General features: G+C 71.3%; 9 protein-coding genes. 1 reads left to right on the top strand and 8 read right to left on the bottom strand.

Features of this window, described 5'->3' with window-relative positions; genetic code table 11:
- Positions 1 to 3 precede the first annotated feature (3 nt).
- From ABZY89_RS16190 to ABZY89_RS16170, 5 genes are all read right to left on the bottom strand, one after another.
- Entirely contained in the window at positions 4 to 1,530 is a 1,527-nt protein-coding gene (locus ABZY89_RS16190; protein ID WP_355228765.1) for a carboxyl transferase domain-containing protein, read from the bottom strand.
- 20 nt (positions 1,531 to 1,550) lie between these two features.
- Positions 1,551 to 4,892, bottom strand: coding sequence for an AAA family ATPase (locus tag ABZY89_RS16185; RefSeq protein WP_355228763.1), 3,342 nt, complete (start codon positions 4,890 to 4,892; stop codon positions 1,551 to 1,553).
- 80 nt (positions 4,893 to 4,972) lie between these two features.
- Complete coding sequence (locus tag ABZY89_RS16180) at positions 4,973 to 7,912, bottom strand: VCBS repeat-containing protein (protein WP_355228761.1); 2,940 nt, start codon at positions 7,910 to 7,912, stop codon at positions 4,973 to 4,975.
- Positions 7,912 to 10,449: a S8 family serine peptidase gene (locus tag ABZY89_RS16175; protein WP_355228760.1), complete on the bottom strand. Its 2,538-nt coding sequence runs from the start codon at positions 10,447 to 10,449 to the stop codon at positions 7,912 to 7,914. The genes ABZY89_RS16180 and ABZY89_RS16175 overlap by 1 nt, the downstream gene beginning before the upstream one ends.
- A gap of 131 nt (positions 10,450 to 10,580) precedes the next feature.
- Positions 10,581 to 11,282, bottom strand: coding sequence for a hemerythrin domain-containing protein (locus ABZY89_RS16170; RefSeq protein WP_355228758.1), 702 nt, complete (start codon positions 11,280 to 11,282; stop codon positions 10,581 to 10,583).
- A gap of 63 nt (positions 11,283 to 11,345) precedes the next feature.
- Between ABZY89_RS16170 and ABZY89_RS16165 the strand changes: the two genes are divergently transcribed.
- Positions 11,346 to 12,227 carry a LysR family transcriptional regulator gene (locus ABZY89_RS16165; RefSeq protein ID WP_355228756.1) on the top strand — a complete coding sequence of 294 codons (882 nt, stop codon included), beginning with the start codon at positions 11,346 to 11,348 and terminating at the stop codon, positions 12,225 to 12,227.
- A gap of 8 nt (positions 12,228 to 12,235) precedes the next feature.
- On the opposite strand, the gene ABZY89_RS16160 is transcribed toward ABZY89_RS16165, so the two are convergent.
- From ABZY89_RS16160 to ABZY89_RS16150, 3 genes are read right to left on the bottom strand one after another with little or no spacing between them, the layout of a single operon-like run.
- On the bottom strand, positions 12,236 to 12,796 hold the full coding sequence (locus ABZY89_RS16160) for a TetR/AcrR family transcriptional regulator (protein ID WP_355228755.1): 561 nt from the start codon (positions 12,794 to 12,796) through the stop codon (positions 12,236 to 12,238).
- A gap of 34 nt (positions 12,797 to 12,830) precedes the next feature.
- Positions 12,831 to 13,517: a hypothetical protein gene (locus ABZY89_RS16155; protein ID WP_355228753.1), complete on the bottom strand. Its 687-nt coding sequence runs from the start codon at positions 13,515 to 13,517 to the stop codon at positions 12,831 to 12,833.
- On the bottom strand, positions 13,514 to 16,213 hold the full coding sequence (locus ABZY89_RS16150; protein WP_355228752.1) for a DEAD/DEAH box helicase: 2,700 nt from the start codon (positions 16,211 to 16,213) through the stop codon (positions 13,514 to 13,516). The genes ABZY89_RS16155 and ABZY89_RS16150 overlap by 4 nt, the downstream gene beginning before the upstream one ends.
- Positions 16,214 to 16,315: the final 102 nt, after the last annotated feature.

Below are 16,315 nucleotides of genomic sequence, written 5' to 3'. Positions count from 1 at the left end.
CAGTCACATCCTGAAGATTCCGTAGCGGGGTTCGGGGGTCGGCGCGTTCGCCGCCACCGCGAGCCCCATCGCCAGCACCCGTCGGGTGTCGGCGGGGTCGATGATGCCGTCATCCCACAGCCGCGCGGTGGCGTAGTAGGGAGAACCCTGGGTCTCGTACTGATCCCGGATCGGCGCCTTGAACTCCTCGTCGTCCGGCTTGCCGGCGACCGTCGCGAGCACCGATGCGGCCTGCTCGCCGCCCATGACCGAGATCCGCGCGTTGGGCCACATCCACAGGAAGCGCGGGTCGTACGCACGCCCGCACATGCCGTAGTTGCCGGCGCCGTAGGAGCCGCCGATGACGACGGTGAACTTCGGGACCACCGAGCAGGCGACGGCGGTGACGAGCTTGGCGCCGTCGCGGGCGATGCCCTTGTTCTCGTACTCCTTGCCGACCATGAACCCGGTGATGTTCTGCAGGAACACCAGCGGGATGCCACGCTGGTTGCACAGCTCGACGAAGTGGGCGCCCTTGAGCGCCGACTCGGAGAAGAGGATGCCGTTGTTGGCGACGATGCCGACCTGCTGCCCCTCGATGTGGGCGAACCCGCAGACCAGCGTCTCGCCGTAGAGCGCCTTGAACTCCTGCAGCTTGGACCCGTCGACGATGCGGCGGATCACCTCGCGTACGTCATAGGGGGTCTTCGTGTCGGCGGGCACCACGTCAGCGAGCGTGTCGGGGGACTCGACCGGCTCGTCGTAAGTCGTCGTCCGCGTCTCCTGCTCCGGCAGAGTCGAGACGATTCCGCGAACGATCTCGAGCGCGTGCTTGTCGTCGTCGGCCAGGTGGTCGACGACGCCCGACTTGGTCGCGTGGACGAGCCCGCCGCCGAGCTCCTCGGCGGTGACCTCCTCGCCCGTGGCCGCCTTCACCAGCGGCGGCCCGCCGAGGAAGATCGTGCCCTGGTCGCGCACGATCACGGTCTCGTCGCTCATCGCCGGAACGTAGGCGCCACCGGCGGTGCACGACCCCATCACGGAGGCGATCTGCGGGATCCCGCGGGCGGACATGTTGGCCTGGTTGAAGAAGATCCGCCCGAAGTGCTCGCGGTCGGGGAAGACCTCGTCCTGCTTCGGCAGGAACGCGCCGCCGGAGTCGACGAGGTAGATGCACGGGAGGTTGTTCTCGGCCGCGATGGTCTGCGCCCGCAGGTGCTTCTTGACCGTCAGCGGGTAGTAGGTGCCACCCTTCACGGTCGCGTCATTGGCCACGATCATGCACTTGCGGCCGGCGACCATCCCGATCCCGGCGACCACGCCGGCCGACGGCACCGCCCACTCGTCCCCGTCGTCGTACATCCCGTACGCCGCCAGCGGACTCACCTCCAGGAACGGTGACCCGGGGTCGAGGAGACCGTCCACCCGATCGCGCGGGAGCAGCTTCCCGCGGTCGGTGTGCCGTTGCCGGGAGCGTTCGCTCCCCCCTTGCCGTACGCGCTCGAGCCGCTCTCGCAGCTCGTCGGTGAGCTCCCGCAGGTTTGCCGCCATGGGGTCGAGGTTAACGGTTATTAACCTGTGGTGACAAGAGCTTGCCTCGCCTCGACGACCCGTCGAAGGCCGGCGGGGTAGGGCAGGTCTTCGGCCAGCCGCTCGGCTGCGGCCAGCAGATCCACCGCCTCGGCGTCGCGCCCGCCGTGCGACGTCGCCAGGGCGAGCACCACCGTGGCGTCGACCTCGTCGAGGTGTTCCCCGGCTTGGCGGGCCCGGTCCACCTCGGCCGCGGCCACGCGGCGCGCCTCGCCGATGCGCCCGGCGGCGAGCTGCGCCCGCGCCACCAGCACGGGACCGTCCGTGGTCTCAGCCATGATCGCCAGCGCAGCCTCCGGTTCTCCCGTGGCCAGGTGATGCTCGGCGAGCGCCGTTCGCACCACCAGGCGAGCCTGAAGGTCACCGGCCGTGGTGACGGCTTCCTCGGCCCTGGCCAGCAGCCCTGCGGCATCATCGTGCCGGCCCGCCTCGGAGCGAACCGCCGCGAGCGCTGCCAGCGCGTACGGCAGGCACCAGGTCTCCTCCCACTCCGCTGCGGCCACCGCCTGCTCGGCCAGTTCCCGCGCGGCGTCGTCCTCGTCGAGCAGCAACCGGATCTCGGAGAGGTTGGCACGCTCGAACGCAGCCGACGACGGGTCGCCGGAGCGCAGGGCGAGCTCGAGGGCGCGGTCGCCGAACTCGACAGCGCGTCGCAGCCGCCCGTGGCGCCGGGCGTTCTCGCGGAGCGTGGACAGGACGGCGCCGAGCAGGGTCGGCTCTCCGTAGGTCTCTGCCGGAGCCAGGGCTCGGTCCGCGGCCGCACGGGACTCGGCGAAGCGGCCGGCCAGGCCGAGGTTGCTCGCCTGGTTGGCGTGGGCGCGGGCGACCAGGCCGTACTTCGCCGCGCCGGGAACCTCTTCCGCCGCGCTCAGGGCGCGACGGGCGGCGTCGTGTCCCTCGGCGTAGCGCCCCTGCAACCGGAGCAGGATGGACCACGCGAGCGCGTGGTTCGCGGCCGCCTCAGCGGCGACTCCGGCACGCGGCGGGTGGGCCTGCAGCACCTCGGCGGCCTCTGTGACCTCGCCCAACCGCAGGAGCGTCTGCGCCAGGAGCGCGGTCCCGAGCACGCACTCGGACTCCTCGCCGCGCCGGCCGAGCTCGTCGATCGCAAGCCGGAGCGTCTCCGCGGCACGACCGAACTGCCCCATCCGGTAGAGCACGTGGCCGTGCGCGAGCCGCGCCCGGGCTGCGTCCACGTCGAGCCGGTTCACCAGGTCGCGGTAGTAGCGGTCGGCGGCGTCGTTGGCATACAGCGCGGCAGCGCGCTCGGCGGCGCGGCGCAGGTATTCGCCCGCCCGCGGGTCGTCGGCGCGGGCGAGGTGGACCGCGAGCGTGTCGACGGCATCCGGGCGGCGTCGCAGCACGGCCTCGGCGACAGCGGCGTGCAGCTGTCGCCGGCGGACCCCGCTGAGCCGCTCGTAGCAGGTCAGCCGCACCACGGGATGCCGGAACGCCAGCCCGTCCTCCCCGTGGCCCGACACCACGACCTGTCGCTCCTCGATCAGCGACGCGGCGATCGCGCGCTCCACGGCGTCTGCGACGGAGCTGCCGGCGATCGGAGGCTCCAGACCATGGCGCGCGACGTCGATCAGCTCGGTGAGCGCCGCCTCCCCGCCGACGACGGCGATCGCCTCCACGATCCGCCGGGTGTCCAGGTCGAGCCGGTCGAGCCGCAGGCCCACCACCTGCCCGACCCCGTCCGGCGCCCGTGAGTCCGGGACCCCCGGCGTACCGGCACCCGGTCCGCGGGCCAGCTCGAGCGCGAACAGCGGGTTTCCCCGGGAGAGCCGCCACGCCCGGCGGAGCGTGTCGTCGTTCCGGTCGGCCGGCGGGACCGCGTCGCGCACCATGGCCACGCACGCCTCCTCGTCGAGCCCGTCGAGCCACTCGGTGGCGCACAGGCCCTGGCGTACCAAGGACGCGATGACCTTCCGGCGCGGGTCGCCGTCGGAGAGCTCCTCGGCGCGGTACGTCGCCAGGAACCCCAGATCGGTCCCACGATCTGCTGCGTGGCGGGCCAGGTGGCCGAGCAGCCGGAACGTACCCGTGTCGCCGGCCTGCAGGTCATCGAGGACGACCAGCACTGGCCGCTCGGCGGCAAGCGCGCCGAGCACGAGCGCGCCGGCCCGGAACAGCCCGTCCCGCTCTTCCTCAGGCGTGCGTTCGCCGTCCGCCGGCACCTGGCCCAGAGATGGCAGCAGCGCCGCCAGCTCCGGGTACTCCGCGCCGACGTCGGCTCGCTCGGCCCCGTCGCACCCGGCGAACCACCGGTCCAGGGCCTCGGCGAACATCCCGTAGGGCGCTCCCCCTTCGGGCTCGCGTCCTACACCCCACAGCACTGCGGCTCCCGACGCAGCCGCACGGGCCGCGGCCTCGGCTGCGAGCCGCGTCTTGCCCACTCCGGCCTCGCCTGTGAGCAGCACGACGGGCGGTCTGCCGGGCACGGCGAGCCGCTCCAGCACCGTCTCGCGACCACGCAATGGTGCGGCGAGAGCCGCCTGCACCGGCGCGGGCAGGCCTGGCGCGGCCGGGACCCGGGCGGGCGCTTCGGTGAGGGCCTCGCGGTGCAGCCGTTCGATCGCGGGGCCAGGACGTACGCCGAGCTCGACGTCCATGGCCCTGCGGCACCGGTGATATTGCGCGACCGCCAGCCGCCGCAGTCCCTGGCGCAGCGCTGCCTCGATGACGATCCGGTGGGCCGACTCGTCGGCCGGACTGCCGGCCAGGACCTGCTCGGCCAGTGCCACCGCGTCCCGTGGCTCGCCGGCGGTCAGCCGGACCGTCGCGAGCCGCAGCCGGAGCCGATCGCGCAGCTCGGCGACCTGGTCACGCCGCTCCTCGGCCCACGGCTCGTAGCGGTCCTCGGGCAACAGGTCGCCGGTGAAGAGTGCCAGCGCGCGGGCGATATCGGCGTCGTCCGCCTTGTCGGCCGCAGCGAGCGCGGCCAGCCCCGCCTCCTCGGCCCAGTCGACGTCGATCCACACGGTCTTCGGGTCGAGCGCGAGCATCGGCCCGTCGGCCACCAGGTACGACGATGCCGCCCGCGGCGCCAGCTCCGGCTCGAGCGCGTGGCGGGCAGCGTGCAGCGCGACGCGCAGGCTGCCGAGAGCGGCCTGCGCGTCGATTCCGGGCCAGCAGATCTCCATGACCTGCTCCCGGTGCAACCGGTGGTCCGGTGTCACGGCGAGGAGCTTGACGAGGGCGCGCGCGCTCGGCCGCGTCCACTTCTCCGGGAGGGGAGGGCCGCCGTCGCGCGTGACCCTGAACCCGTCGAGGAGGTGGAGCCGCAGCAGGGGTGCTGTTGGGTGGTGCCGCTCGTCCATCGGAGCGCCACTTTAGTCCCAGGGCCAGCGAGCCCATCGGCGTCCTGACCCGGGGTGGGGCAGGACGCCGATGGTGCTGGCTACGACAGCGAGTACGTCGACATCTGGTGGATGCCGTCGTCGAGGGCGAATGCGCCGCCCCCGAGCAGCGACGAGGTGCGGAAGACACCGAAGTCGTCGTAGTTCAACGACAGCATCTCGTCGACCCCGTCGCCGTCGAGGTCGGCGGCGAGGAAGTTCTGCCCGCCGTACAGCAGAGCACCTCCGACACCGGACGCGAAGATGCGTCCGCTCGACAGCAGCGACCAGTCGTACACGGCGAGGCCGGCCTCGGTGCCACCGCCGACCAGCCGACGTCCATCGGGTCCGTTGATCGCGCCCGCGCTCCGCAGGCTCGCCGTCACCGACGCGAGCGTCTCCTCGCCGCCCGCCAGGTAACCGAAGAAGTTGGCGAAGCTGAGCTGGTAGAGGACACCGGCTTCGTCGTCGGCGAAGAAGTTGTCGTGGGACCACGGGCTACCGCCGACCCGCTGGTGCAGCAGCTCCCCGGTGCGCCCGTCCCGGATCTCGATGACAACGCGCGGGCTGACCGGCGAGTTGGGGACGCCGGGGATCGTGCTCCGGATCATCCAGGTGTGTACGACCGCGTGCCCGTCGGCGTACGGAATGCTCGGCGAGGAGAACACCGCTTGGTCGAGCAGAGCACCGTGCAGCCGGTCGTCCACCGCCGCGGCCGGGGCCACCGGGTCCGCGGTCCACAGCACGGCACCGTCCGAGGCGTCGAGCGCGACACCGTCCTGCGCTGAGTCGTCCCGGTCCAGCGAACCCAAGCTGCTGTACTGGGTGTGCACCCGGCCGTCGGCGACCACCGTGTCGGAGAAGACCACGTCGCCGGCACCCTGCGGGGCCGCGTACGTCCACAGGGCGCGACCGTCTCCGCGGTAGGCCCGCAGCGCGTCGGTCGGCACCAGGATCTCGTCGGCACCGTCGGCGTCCAGGTCGGCCACGGTGATCGAGCGGACGTACTGCCCGCCGCCGTCGATCGTCGCGACGATCTTGCCGGTGGCGGCGTCGAGCACCGAGGTCGCGGTGTCCGCTGCGACCACGACCTCCGCGTCACCGTCACCGTCGACGTCACCGGTCTCGATCCGGTGCACCTGGCCGGGCACCGTTGCCCGCCAGAGCTGCCGTGGCTCGCCGTCCTTGAGCGACGTCCCGGACCACGCCCAGACACCGTGGGACGCACCGCCGGCGACGACGTCGGGCAGGCCGTCACCGTCCACCTCGACGGCCTGGGCGTACGCGAGGTCGCCCTGCAGCGGGGTCAGGTCGGTCTCCTTGCCGTTGCCCAGGCCATAGGTCCGGACGTTCTGCTGGAGGTCGATCGTCCGCACGCGCTTGCCGGATCCGACGACTTCGTGGGCCATCGGTGACGCCGTCACTCCGTCGTGCTGCCAGCGCACCTTGCCACTGCCGGACAGGGCGGTGAGCGTGCCGTACTGGAGGCCGCCGTAGTTGGCGGCCGTGTTCAGGTCGCGGTCGTCCTGCGAGGACACGACGAGCGACCCGTCCACGACCGACAGGGCCCAGTTGCTGGGTCCGTCGTGGGAGTTGTCCGCGGCGCGCTTGGTGGTGTGGGACCACAACGCCGTGTCCGGCGAATCGCCGTCGAGGACGCGGACCGTCGCCGCGTTCACGTACTGGTACGGCGTGAGCGTCGACTCGCTCACCACGTACTCGTCGCCGCCGCCCTTCGACACGTCGCCGATCGTCATCGCGGTCGGCAGCGCGTTGACCCGCGTGTCGTGCACGGTGCGTGCGCCGGTCTCCAGGTCGTAGGACGCGATCTGGTAGCGCACCGCGTCGGTCGCGTCGGCCTGCTCCAGGGCGACCAGGCGGCCGCGATCCGCATCGAGGTGCAGCTGACGGCCGTAGAGGTCGCTGTCGGTCTGCCAACGCACCGAGCCGGTGGCGACATCGACCACCAGGGTGCGGCCGCGGGCGGCCGTGGTGTCGGTCTTGCGCAGGTCCCATACCGCGGCGATCTCGCCGCCGCCGAGGTCCTCGATGGCCGCCCAGGTCGCCGGCTGCGCGGTCCCGACGTCGTACGTCCAGGTCGCCGCCGCGGTTAGCACACCGTCCGCGGCGCGCTCGAACTTCGTGCCCGTGAGGGTGGCGGAGCCGCCGGAGCCGCGCCCGTTGAGGGCGGGCGAGTCGGCGACCAACAGCGTGCCGTCGGTGACCTTCACCTGTGCCGCGTAGTCATAGAGCTTCCACCACAAGGTGTCGCCGGTGCGGCCGTCCAGGATGGTCACGTACGTGCCGACCTTGGCCGACCAGGCGACGGGGGACATCCCGATGGCGGTCGAGAAGACCAGATCGTCCACGCCGTCGCCGGACAGGTCGCCGGTGGCGTACCCCTGGTCGGAGGCCGGCGTGAACGGGCTGACCGCGTTGTAGCCGAGTACGAGCTGCGGGCCGTAGAGCTCCTTCTCCCACGCCCGCCAGCTGCGCACGCCCCATTCGGCGTACAACGAGCGGGTGGTGCGCGTCCAGGTGGTCTCACCGTCGGCCGCGTGCCGCTGTACGTTGCCGAGGCTGTGCAGGGTGAAGTAGTCACCGCCCGAGCCGGCGTCTGCGGTCACGCCCATCCCCTGGACGCCCTCGAGGGCGGACTCCTCGGTGAAGGTGACGGGGTCACCTTCGGCCTGCGTGGAGGCGCCGCCTTCCGTACCGCCTTCTGCACTGCCATCGGTCGTGCCGTCGACAGTGCCGTCGGCCTCGGCCTCCGCCAGGGCGGCGGCGTCGTCCCGCTCGGCGGGTCGGGACGCCACCTCCTCGGCGTGGACGTCGACCTGGACGCGCTCGGCGAACTCGGTGACCTGGTCGCTGGTGAGCTTCATCGCGCCGTCGCCGTTGGCATCGGCGGCGACCGCCTGTGGGGCGGCCGTCACCGCGAGGCTCGCGGCCGCGAGCGTGGTGGCGAGGCGGATGCCCCGTCTCGTGGTCCGGTGGTTCATCACTGGTCTCCCTGTGCGAAGCGGATCGCCGAGCCGGTGGTCAGCACCGGCTGGTCGAAGGAGTATTGGAGGGCGTCGGAGCCGAACTGGTTCTCGATGCCGACGGTGGCGCCCGTGCCGCTGGCGGGCACCGACTGGTACTGCAGCGTGACCGAGTCGTCCGCCTCGGCGAAGACGGCCTCGAAGGTGACCCGGTCACCGGAGCCGTCTGCGACGAGCACGTTGCTCCACACCACTGCGAACCGGCGGTCACCGGTCTTGCCGACCGTGCCGGTGGTGACCTGGGACTTCTTGTCGAGCGCGAGGTCGTCCCAGTAGGCCGCGACGATCCCGTTGGGCGCCTCGTTGGACGGCAGCGCGTCGTTGGCGTAGTCGCCGACGCGCGGGGAGAGGAAGTTCAGCAGGCCGTTGGTGGTGACCGCGACCTGGTTGTACGTCACGCCATATAAGTCCACGGCGAAGGGCAGCGCGATGGTCGCTGCGTCCTCGTCGCCGCTGAGGGCGACACGGGACTTGCCCGCGACCCAGCCGTAGGCGGTCGGGGCGCACGAGTGGCCCGAGCGGTCCGTGCGGGCGGGCAGCTCGACCGTGGTGGTCTCGTCACCGTCGACGGTCAGCGTGGCGGCGTACTCGCCGTTGCACAGCACCGGCTCGGACGGCGTTGCGGTCAGCGTGTAGTCGCCCTCGGCGACCTCGGGCAGCGTGAACCCGCCGCCGGCGTCAGTGGTCACTGCGTCCACGGGCGTGCCCGTGACCGCGACCCTGACGCCGGCGAGCGGCTCACCCACGACGTCGAGCACCGTACCGGTCACTGCGTGGACCGGGACGGCCGTGAGGGAAACGTCCTGGGTGAGGTTCTGGTCGTCCGTGAGGCGGACGTCGGCGATGGTGCGCGTCGCGTAGCCATAGCCGCTGAGCGAGAAGTCGTACGTGCCGGGCAGCAGGTGGACCGTGTAGTTGCCGTCGGAGCCGGTCTTCACCGTGCGGGTGGCGCTGCCGGTGATGTCGATGGTGACCCCGGACAGCGTGGCACCGGTGGCCTCGGAGGTAACGGTGCCGGTGACGGTCGCGGCCTCCTTGGGGGCGGCGTCGACCGCGGCGAGCACGTTCAGCTTGCCCTCGCCCCAGACGTTGTTGGCGTCGGCGGTGCCACCGCAGTGGGTGTCATCGACGTCGATCGCGCCGTCGTTGAGGAGCGCCTGGACGCCCTGGATGTCGCCGATGAGCGACGGGGCGGCGGCCATGACCAGAGCCGCGGCGCCTGCGACGTGCGGCGCCGCCATCGACGTACCGGAGATCGTGTTGTACGACGATCCCGGCCAGGTCGAGCGGACGTCGACACCAGGCGCGGCGATGTCCGGCACCATCGACCCGTCGACCCGCGACGGGCCGAAGCCGGAGAAGTCCGAGATGTTCCCGTTGACGTCGTACGCACCCACGGCGTAGGTCGGCGCCTGGGAGCCCGGCGCCTCAGCGGTGGAGCAGGTCACCCCGTTGCCGGAGTTGCCGGCGGAGAAGGTGTGGTAGATGCCGGCGGCGTTCCACGCCTCGACGGTGTCCTGGTAGAAGGTCGTGTGGCCGCCGCCCCACGAGTTGTTCACGACGTCGGGCGCGAGCTCCGGGCGCGGGTTCTCGCCGTTGTGGTCCGTGGGTGCCAGCACCCACTGGCCAGCCTTGAGGAGCGACGAGTCGGAGCACGAACGAGCCTCGCAGCCCTTCGCCGCCATCCATGTGGCGCCGGGCGCGACGCCGATCCCGTCGGCGCCGACCATCGTGCCCATCGTGTGGGTGCCGTGCCCGTTGTTGTCGCACGGGGCGCCGTCGGTGCACGTTCCCGTGGGGTCGAAGAAGTTGTAGTCGTGCGTGAACGTGCCGCTGCCGTCGTTGCCTCGGTAGGAGTCCACGAGCGCCGGGTGGTCGAACTGCACACCCGAGTCGATGTTGGCGATGACGACGCCTTCGCCACGGTCGGCGTACTTCGCCCACACCTGGTCGGCCTTGACCTCGGTGATGCCCCACTCGGGCGTCGCGGTCGTAGCGGCCTCGGGGGCGCTCTCGCTCTCCGGTACGTCCAGGGCGTAGCGCTTCTCCTGGACCAGCTCGGCGACATCGTTGCGCAACGCGAGCTCGTCGACGAGGGCCTCGTCCCCGGTGACCAGCACCGAGTTCGTGATCCAGAAGTCCTCGTGACCGACCTTCTTGGCGTCGAGGTAGGCGGTCAGGGACTTCTGGGTGCGGTTGGCCGCGGAGCGGAGCTCGCCGTAGGTGGCCTTCACCTTGGCGTTCTTGCCCTTCATGCTGCGGGCCTGCGCCAGGCTGGCCTGGTCCTTCAGGACGACGAAGAACGTGGCCTCGCCGCCGTCGGACACGGCCTTCTGCAGGGCCGAGTCGACCTTGACCACGGACGTATTGGCGGCGTACGGCGCGGCCACTGCGGTGGTGGCGAGGGACGGCCCTGCCAGCAACGCGACCGCGGCGGTGGTCGCCAGCGCTATGGGCGCGAACCGCCGTCGGTGGGGTGATGGGATCAAGCGCATCAGGGGTGCTCCTCGGGGTGGGGTGGGCACCCGGGACGCTACGAACCGGCCGTTACCGAGGCATTACTGCGTTTCGGGCCGCGGACGGTCGCGCGATCTCGTGATGGCGGTCGCCCCGAACACGATGAGCCTCATCGTGCGCAGACGTACGCATCAGCGGTGAGCGGGTGCACGACTGCGGCAGTGGTCCGTCGCCATGGGCTCGCGGAGACCGCTCGGACAGCCGCACAGAGTGGCTTGATGAGGAGTGCGTACGCCGGCCACGGCACCCCGAGCCTGCGTACCTGGTCCGGCGTCCAGGCCGCTCGATCGATCAACCACGCGAGGAAGCGTGCCGATTGGGGAAGTGTGTTCCCGCGGATCCAGGCTCGCTGCTGGAAGTCGTCCCACTCCTGCTGCGTCATCAAGCGCGTCACCTCCGGTAGGAGCTGCTCCTCCTCGTGGCGAAGATGCTCGAGGAGGGGCACCTCGAGATCGTCCAGCGCCGCGATGACGGCGTCACCGTCGCCCCAGCCTGTGACGAGGCCACGAGCTGCGCTCTCGAACGCCGCGAGGGGCCGGTCGATGGCCGCGTGCTCGGACTGCATCTCATCCAGCGCCTGATGGAGCCGAGCGTCGCGTTCGGCGAGGAATGGCCACAGTTCGATGTCCTCACCCTCGTGGTGCCAACGAAGCTGCTCGATCATCCAGAGAAGGTGCCGGCCCAGCCTTGATTCGCAGGCACGGGACGCGCCGGTGCCGAGGACCAGGCGCGTACGCCGCAGGTCTCGACGGAGCGCGGAGTGGAACGCCACCATGGCGATCGGGTCGGCCGGATCAGTCGTCGTAGTCATGCATCCGTTGTACCAATCGATGCGGTGTATCGATAGCCAGGATCCGTAGTATCGTGATATCCGATGGATACAGCCAAGCTCTCAGCCTTCGTGGCCGTCGCGGAGCGACGCTCCTTCAGCTCGGCCTCCGCGGAGCTCGAGCTCTCGCAGTCGACGGTGAGCACGCGCGTGCGGGAGCTCGAGCGGGAGCTCGGTCAGGCGCTCTTCGTCCGGACCAGCCGGCGAGTGACGCTCACGACAGCCGGCAGCGCCGCCCTGCCGATGGCCCGGTCCGCGCTCACGTACATGCGGTCAATGTCCGAGGTTGTTGATGAGGTGACCGGCCTGCACCGCGGCACGGTGCGGCTCGGCATCATCGCGGGTGCCGCGCACGAGGATCTGCCCGAGTTCCTCGCCCGGTTCAGCACGCGCTACCCGGATATCGAGCTGACCATCACGTCGGCGCCGTCATCCGACCTCGAGCGCGCCCTCGAGCAAGGCGAGCTCGACATCGGCTATCTCGTCACCGCCGAGCCGTCCCCGCTGTTCAGGCACTGGACACATGATCCCCTCTGCGCGGTCGCGCTGCCGCCGAACAGCCGCGGGCGGGTCCCGATCAGCGCGCTCGTCGGCAAGCGCCTCATCGTCCTCGACTCAGGCGCCTCCGCGCGCAGCAAGCTCGAACGCGTCGCCCGAAGCGCCGGCATCCGGCTGACGATCGGCGCGCAGGTCGCAGACCCGAAGCTCGCCCTCGACCTGAGCACGCACGCTCTCGGCTACCCGATCATGCCCAGGGCGGTGTCACCGCCCGGCAGCCCGATCCTCGTCGACCTCGTGGGGGCGCCGATCACGGTCAGCGCGGGCCTAGCCGCCCCGGTCCAGCACCAGTCACCTGCCGCAGAGCTACTGCTCGACGCGCTGAAGGACCTCGTGCCTGGCGAACCTGTAGCACGACCTGTGCGCTGATGGCGCGGTCAGCCCAAAGCCGCGCGAGCCATCTTCACGAGTACGGCCCGAGTGTCCTCCTCGGGGAGAACCCGGTTGTGAGGGGTGGAGTTGATCAGCCCGAAGACGCCGTGGGCCATGGCCCGGGCGGTGTCGGGGGTCAGCGCCGGGTTGCGATCGCGGAGCTGGTCGGCCCAGAGGTCGACGTACTTCCGCTGCAGGGTGCGCACCTGCTCCCGAGCCTCGTGCGGGAGCGACTGCCAGTCGCGCTCCTGGACGACGATCAGGGCCCGGTCGCGCAGCGCGAAGTCGACATGCCAGTCGATCAGCGCCTCGATCGCCTCAGCGGTGCTCGACGCACCCTTCACGCGGACGCGTCCTTCGCGGAGCAGCTCCTGGGAGATCGAGACGAGCATCTCGGCGAGCATCGCGTCCTTGCTCGGGAAGTGCTTGTAGAGCGCCGGGCCGGAGATGCCGCAGGCGGCGCCGAGCTCGGAGACGGAGACTCCGTGGAAGCCGCGGGCTGCGAAGAGCTCGGCCGCGGTGTCCAGGATCTGCTCGCGCCTGGTCTTCGTCGGGGCCGAGGTCATTGCACGAGGTTATCGCGTGAGCTCCGGAGGCATCTCACTCCTCGAGCAGGTGGCGTGCTCGGAGCACCGCGTCGAGCGCGATCTCGACGTCGTCGACCTGGTCGCGGGTCGACTCGCCGGGCGCAGCGACGTCGACCGCCGCCTGCCCTGCCGACCGATCCGGACGCTGCCCCCTTCGCAGGCCCGCCAGCAGCTCGTCGCGCTCCGCCCCACGCAGATGAAGCAGCGCGGACGCGTCGCGATCGACGATCCAGCAGAGCTGGTGCAGCACCGCGAGCGAGTGGCCGCACACCGCGTGCCAGTGCCCGCACGTGCAGGTCACCGCGAGCTCCTCGCCATAGGGAACCAGCTCGACCCCGGCCTCCTCGGCGTGCTCGGCCACGTCCAGCGGCAGCTCGCCGGCCAGCAGCGCCTCGGCCCGCTCGGACGCGGCGCCGAGGACCTCCAGGAGCGCGGCGACGGACTCTGCGCCCAGCACCGGCACCGTGCCGGTCACCGTCCACAACCCGAGCTCGTCATCGACCGCCGCCGCAAACCGGCCGGGCTCGACGACCAAGCCGCCGATCCGCCCCGAGCGGGCGAGCGACCGAGCGCCGGAGAGCTGGTTGTCGTCGTACGCCAGCTCCTCGATCGCGCGCAGGAACGCTCGGCCCCACCACGACTCGACCCGCACCATCCCGCGCCGGTGCGGCTCGCGCGCGAAGGTCAGCGCCAGGCTCATGAGGCGATCCGGCGACGTTTTCGGCGCTTCTGGGGACCGAGCTTGACCAGCTCACGGAGCTCGGCGTTGGACAGCTCGGTGAAGGCGGCCTCGCCGCCTCCGAGGACCGCGTCGGCGAGCACCCGTTTGCGCTGCAGCAGCTCCGCGACGCGCTCCTCGACGGTGCCTTGGGTGATGAGCCGGTGCACTTGGACCGTACGCGTCTGGCCGATGCGGTGGGCCCGGTCGGTGGCCTGGTCCTCGACCGCCGGGTTCCACCAGCGGTCGACGTGGATCACGTGGTCGGCGCGGGTCAGGTTGAGCCCGACCCCTCCGGCCTTGAGCGAGAGCAGGAAGACCGGGACCTCGCCGTCCTGGAAGCGCTCGACCATCCGCGAACGCTCCGCGACCGGGGTGCCGCCGTGCAGGAACTGGTGGGCGACACCGGCGGATGCCCAGTGGGCCTCGAGGAGGCGGGCCATCGCGACGTACTGCGTGAAGATCAGGACGGCCCCCGACTCGGCGAGCACGGTGGAGACCAGCTCGTCGAGGAGGTCGATCTTCTGCGACCGCCCCGCGATCCGCCCGCCCTCCTGTTTCAAGAACTGCGCCGGATGGTTGCAGATCTGCTTGAGCCCGGTGAGCAGGCTGAGCACCAGCCCGCGACGCTGCGGGTCATCGGCGTCGAGCCGCTCGATCCTAGCCATCGCGTCGCGCACGTAGGCCTCGTAGAGCACCGTCTGCTCCCGCGTCAGCGCCAGCAGGTGGTCGGTCTCGGTCTTGGGCGGGAGCTCGGGAGCCACCCCGGGGTCCGACTTGCGGCGGCGCAGCATGAACGGCCCGACCAGCGATGCGAACTCCTTCGCCTTCCCGACGTCGGCACCTGCCTCGATCTGGCTCGCCCAGGCGCGACGGAAGGCGAGCCGGCTCCCGAGCAGACCCGGCACGCACCAGTCGAGCAGCGCCCACAGCTCGGTCAGGTTGTTCTCCACCGGGGTTCCGGTCAGGGCGACCCGGGCGTGTGAAGGGATCTCGCGGAGCGCTTTTGCGGTCGCGGAGGCAGCGTTCTTCACGTGCTGCGCCTCATCGGCGACGACGAGCCCCCACGGCACCGCCGAGAGCAGCTCGGTGTCGCGCCGCATCGTCCCGTACGTCGTCAGCACCACCCCGGTCGCTCCCTCGATGTCGCGCTCGGCGCCATGGTGGCGCCGCACCTCCACCTCGGGAGCGAACCGGGCGAGCTCTGCCTCCCAGTTGCCCAGCAGGCTCGCCGGGCAGACCACCAGGGTCGGCCCCGAATGCTCCTTCTGGCGATGGAGGTGGAGCGCGATCGTCATCAGGGTCTTCCCGAGCCCCATGTCGTCGGCCAGACAGCCACCTAGCCCGAGCGAGGTGATCCCGGCCAACCAGGTCAGCCCCTCGACCTGGTAGCCACGCATGGTGGCCTGCAGCCCGGTGGGCACCTCGACAGCAGGCCCCGAGGTCGCCGCGATCACCTCGTCGCGAAGGCGCGCGATCGAGGCCCCGATGATCACCTGCTCGCCCGGCGCCGCCTCGGCGACCTCCTTCGGCACCTGACCGGTCAGAGCGACGGCCAGCGCCTCCCCGCCGCTGATCCGCTTGAGCAGCCGCTTGCGCGCACGTCGGAGAACCGAAGGATGGACGACCGCCCACGCCCCTCTCAGCCGAAGCACCGGACCCGCGGCCGCCGCCAGGGAGTCCATCTCGGCAGCATCGAGCGGCTTGCCGCCGAGCGCCAGCTGCCACTGGAAGGCGAAGAGGCCCTTCTCCCCGAGCGGCGACTCGCGCATCAGATCCTCACGCGCGTCGGTCGACGAGGACGCCACCCTGTCCACCGCCACCGACGTCGTCAGGTCCCGGGACAGCGAACGCGGCCAGAGCACGTCGACACCGCGCTCCTTGAGCCACTCGACCCCGTCCTCGAGCAGGCCGACGACCTCATCGCTGGCCAGGGTCAGGGACGAGGGCACCGGCAGATCGAGCAGCCGGTCGAGCACGGGCCACGCCTCCGCGGCACCGCGGAGAGCGACCTGCGCATGCGTACGCGCCCGGGGGCCGAACCCGTGGTCGTCGGCCTCATCCCACAGCCGAGCGGCATCGGCCACGTGCAGCGGGTCGGCCTCGTCGTGCACCTGCGGCACCAACGTCAGCGACCCGATGAGCAGGTCCTCCTCCGGCGCCTCGACCCGGAACGAGAGCCGCACCAACGACGGCAACGAGGCCGTCACCGGCCCCTCATCGGTCCGATAGCGCGACAACCGGGTCTGCAACGACTCCCGGAACGCATTCGACCCGGATGCCTTTGGCGCGGAGGTCGGCACAGCGTCAGCGACCGCGGCCACGATCTCTCGCACCAGGAGCTCGGCCGCCTCGTCGTCCAGATCCTCATAGGCGCGCGAGGAGGCCAGCAGTCGCACCCGCTCCTCGTCCTCCGGCGTGTAGCGGACCGCCCACGAACCATCGGCTGGCTCCAGCTGCCCCGCCGCCACGAACCGGAGCCCGAGATGGGCTGCCGAAGCGACCAGGGCGACCGACGGATGCAGATCGGTGGCTGCGTACGCCTTCTTCAGGACCGGCAGCGCAGCCCGCATCGGCAACGACACCGACCGCCGGGAGTCCACGAACTCGACGGCCGAGTCCCGCGGCGGCCGCGCCGGGCGGAAGACCGCGCGACCGGTGACGGGTACGAAGGACATGGACACGACCGTAGCCGCCACCACCGACTGTTTCTCATCCTCGAGGATGAGGTGGTCGCGCCCCAAGGTCGAGGCGCGTCGTGCCGGGGCACTGCCACGGTG

It is taken from the genome of Nocardioides sp. NPDC006303, assembly GCF_040613175.1.
Classification (GTDB): Bacteria; Actinomycetota; Actinomycetes; order Propionibacteriales; family Nocardioidaceae; genus Nocardioides.
This window is presented reverse-complemented; position numbering and strand designations above follow the sequence as displayed.

Excerpts from the sequence above, each read along its gene's own strand:
- ABZY89_RS16165 (WP_355228756.1), top strand. The coding sequence starts at position 11,346 with ATGGATACAGCCAAGCTCTCAGCCTTCGTGGCCGTCGCGGAGCGACGC.
- ABZY89_RS16190 (WP_355228765.1), bottom strand. The coding sequence starts at position 1,530 with ATGGCGGCAAACCTGCGGGAGCTCACCGACGAGCTGCGAGAGCGGCTC.
- ABZY89_RS16155 (WP_355228753.1), bottom strand. The coding sequence starts at position 13,517 with ATGAGCCTGGCGCTGACCTTCGCGCGCGAGCCGCACCGGCGCGGGATG.
- ABZY89_RS16160 (WP_355228755.1), bottom strand. The coding sequence starts at position 12,796 with ATGACCTCGGCCCCGACGAAGACCAGGCGCGAGCAGATCCTGGACACC.
- ABZY89_RS16180 (WP_355228761.1), bottom strand. The coding sequence starts at position 7,912 with ATGAACCACCGGACCACGAGACGGGGCATCCGCCTCGCCACCACGCTC.
- ABZY89_RS16175 (WP_355228760.1), bottom strand. The coding sequence starts at position 10,449 with ATGCGCTTGATCCCATCACCCCACCGACGGCGGTTCGCGCCCATAGCG.
- ABZY89_RS16150 (WP_355228752.1), bottom strand. The coding sequence starts at position 16,213 with ATGTCCTTCGTACCCGTCACCGGTCGCGCGGTCTTCCGCCCGGCGCGG.
- ABZY89_RS16185 (WP_355228763.1), bottom strand. The coding sequence starts at position 4,892 with ATGGACGAGCGGCACCACCCAACAGCACCCCTGCTGCGGCTCCACCTC.
- ABZY89_RS16170 (WP_355228758.1), bottom strand. The coding sequence starts at position 11,282 with ATGACTACGACGACTGATCCGGCCGACCCGATCGCCATGGTGGCGTTC.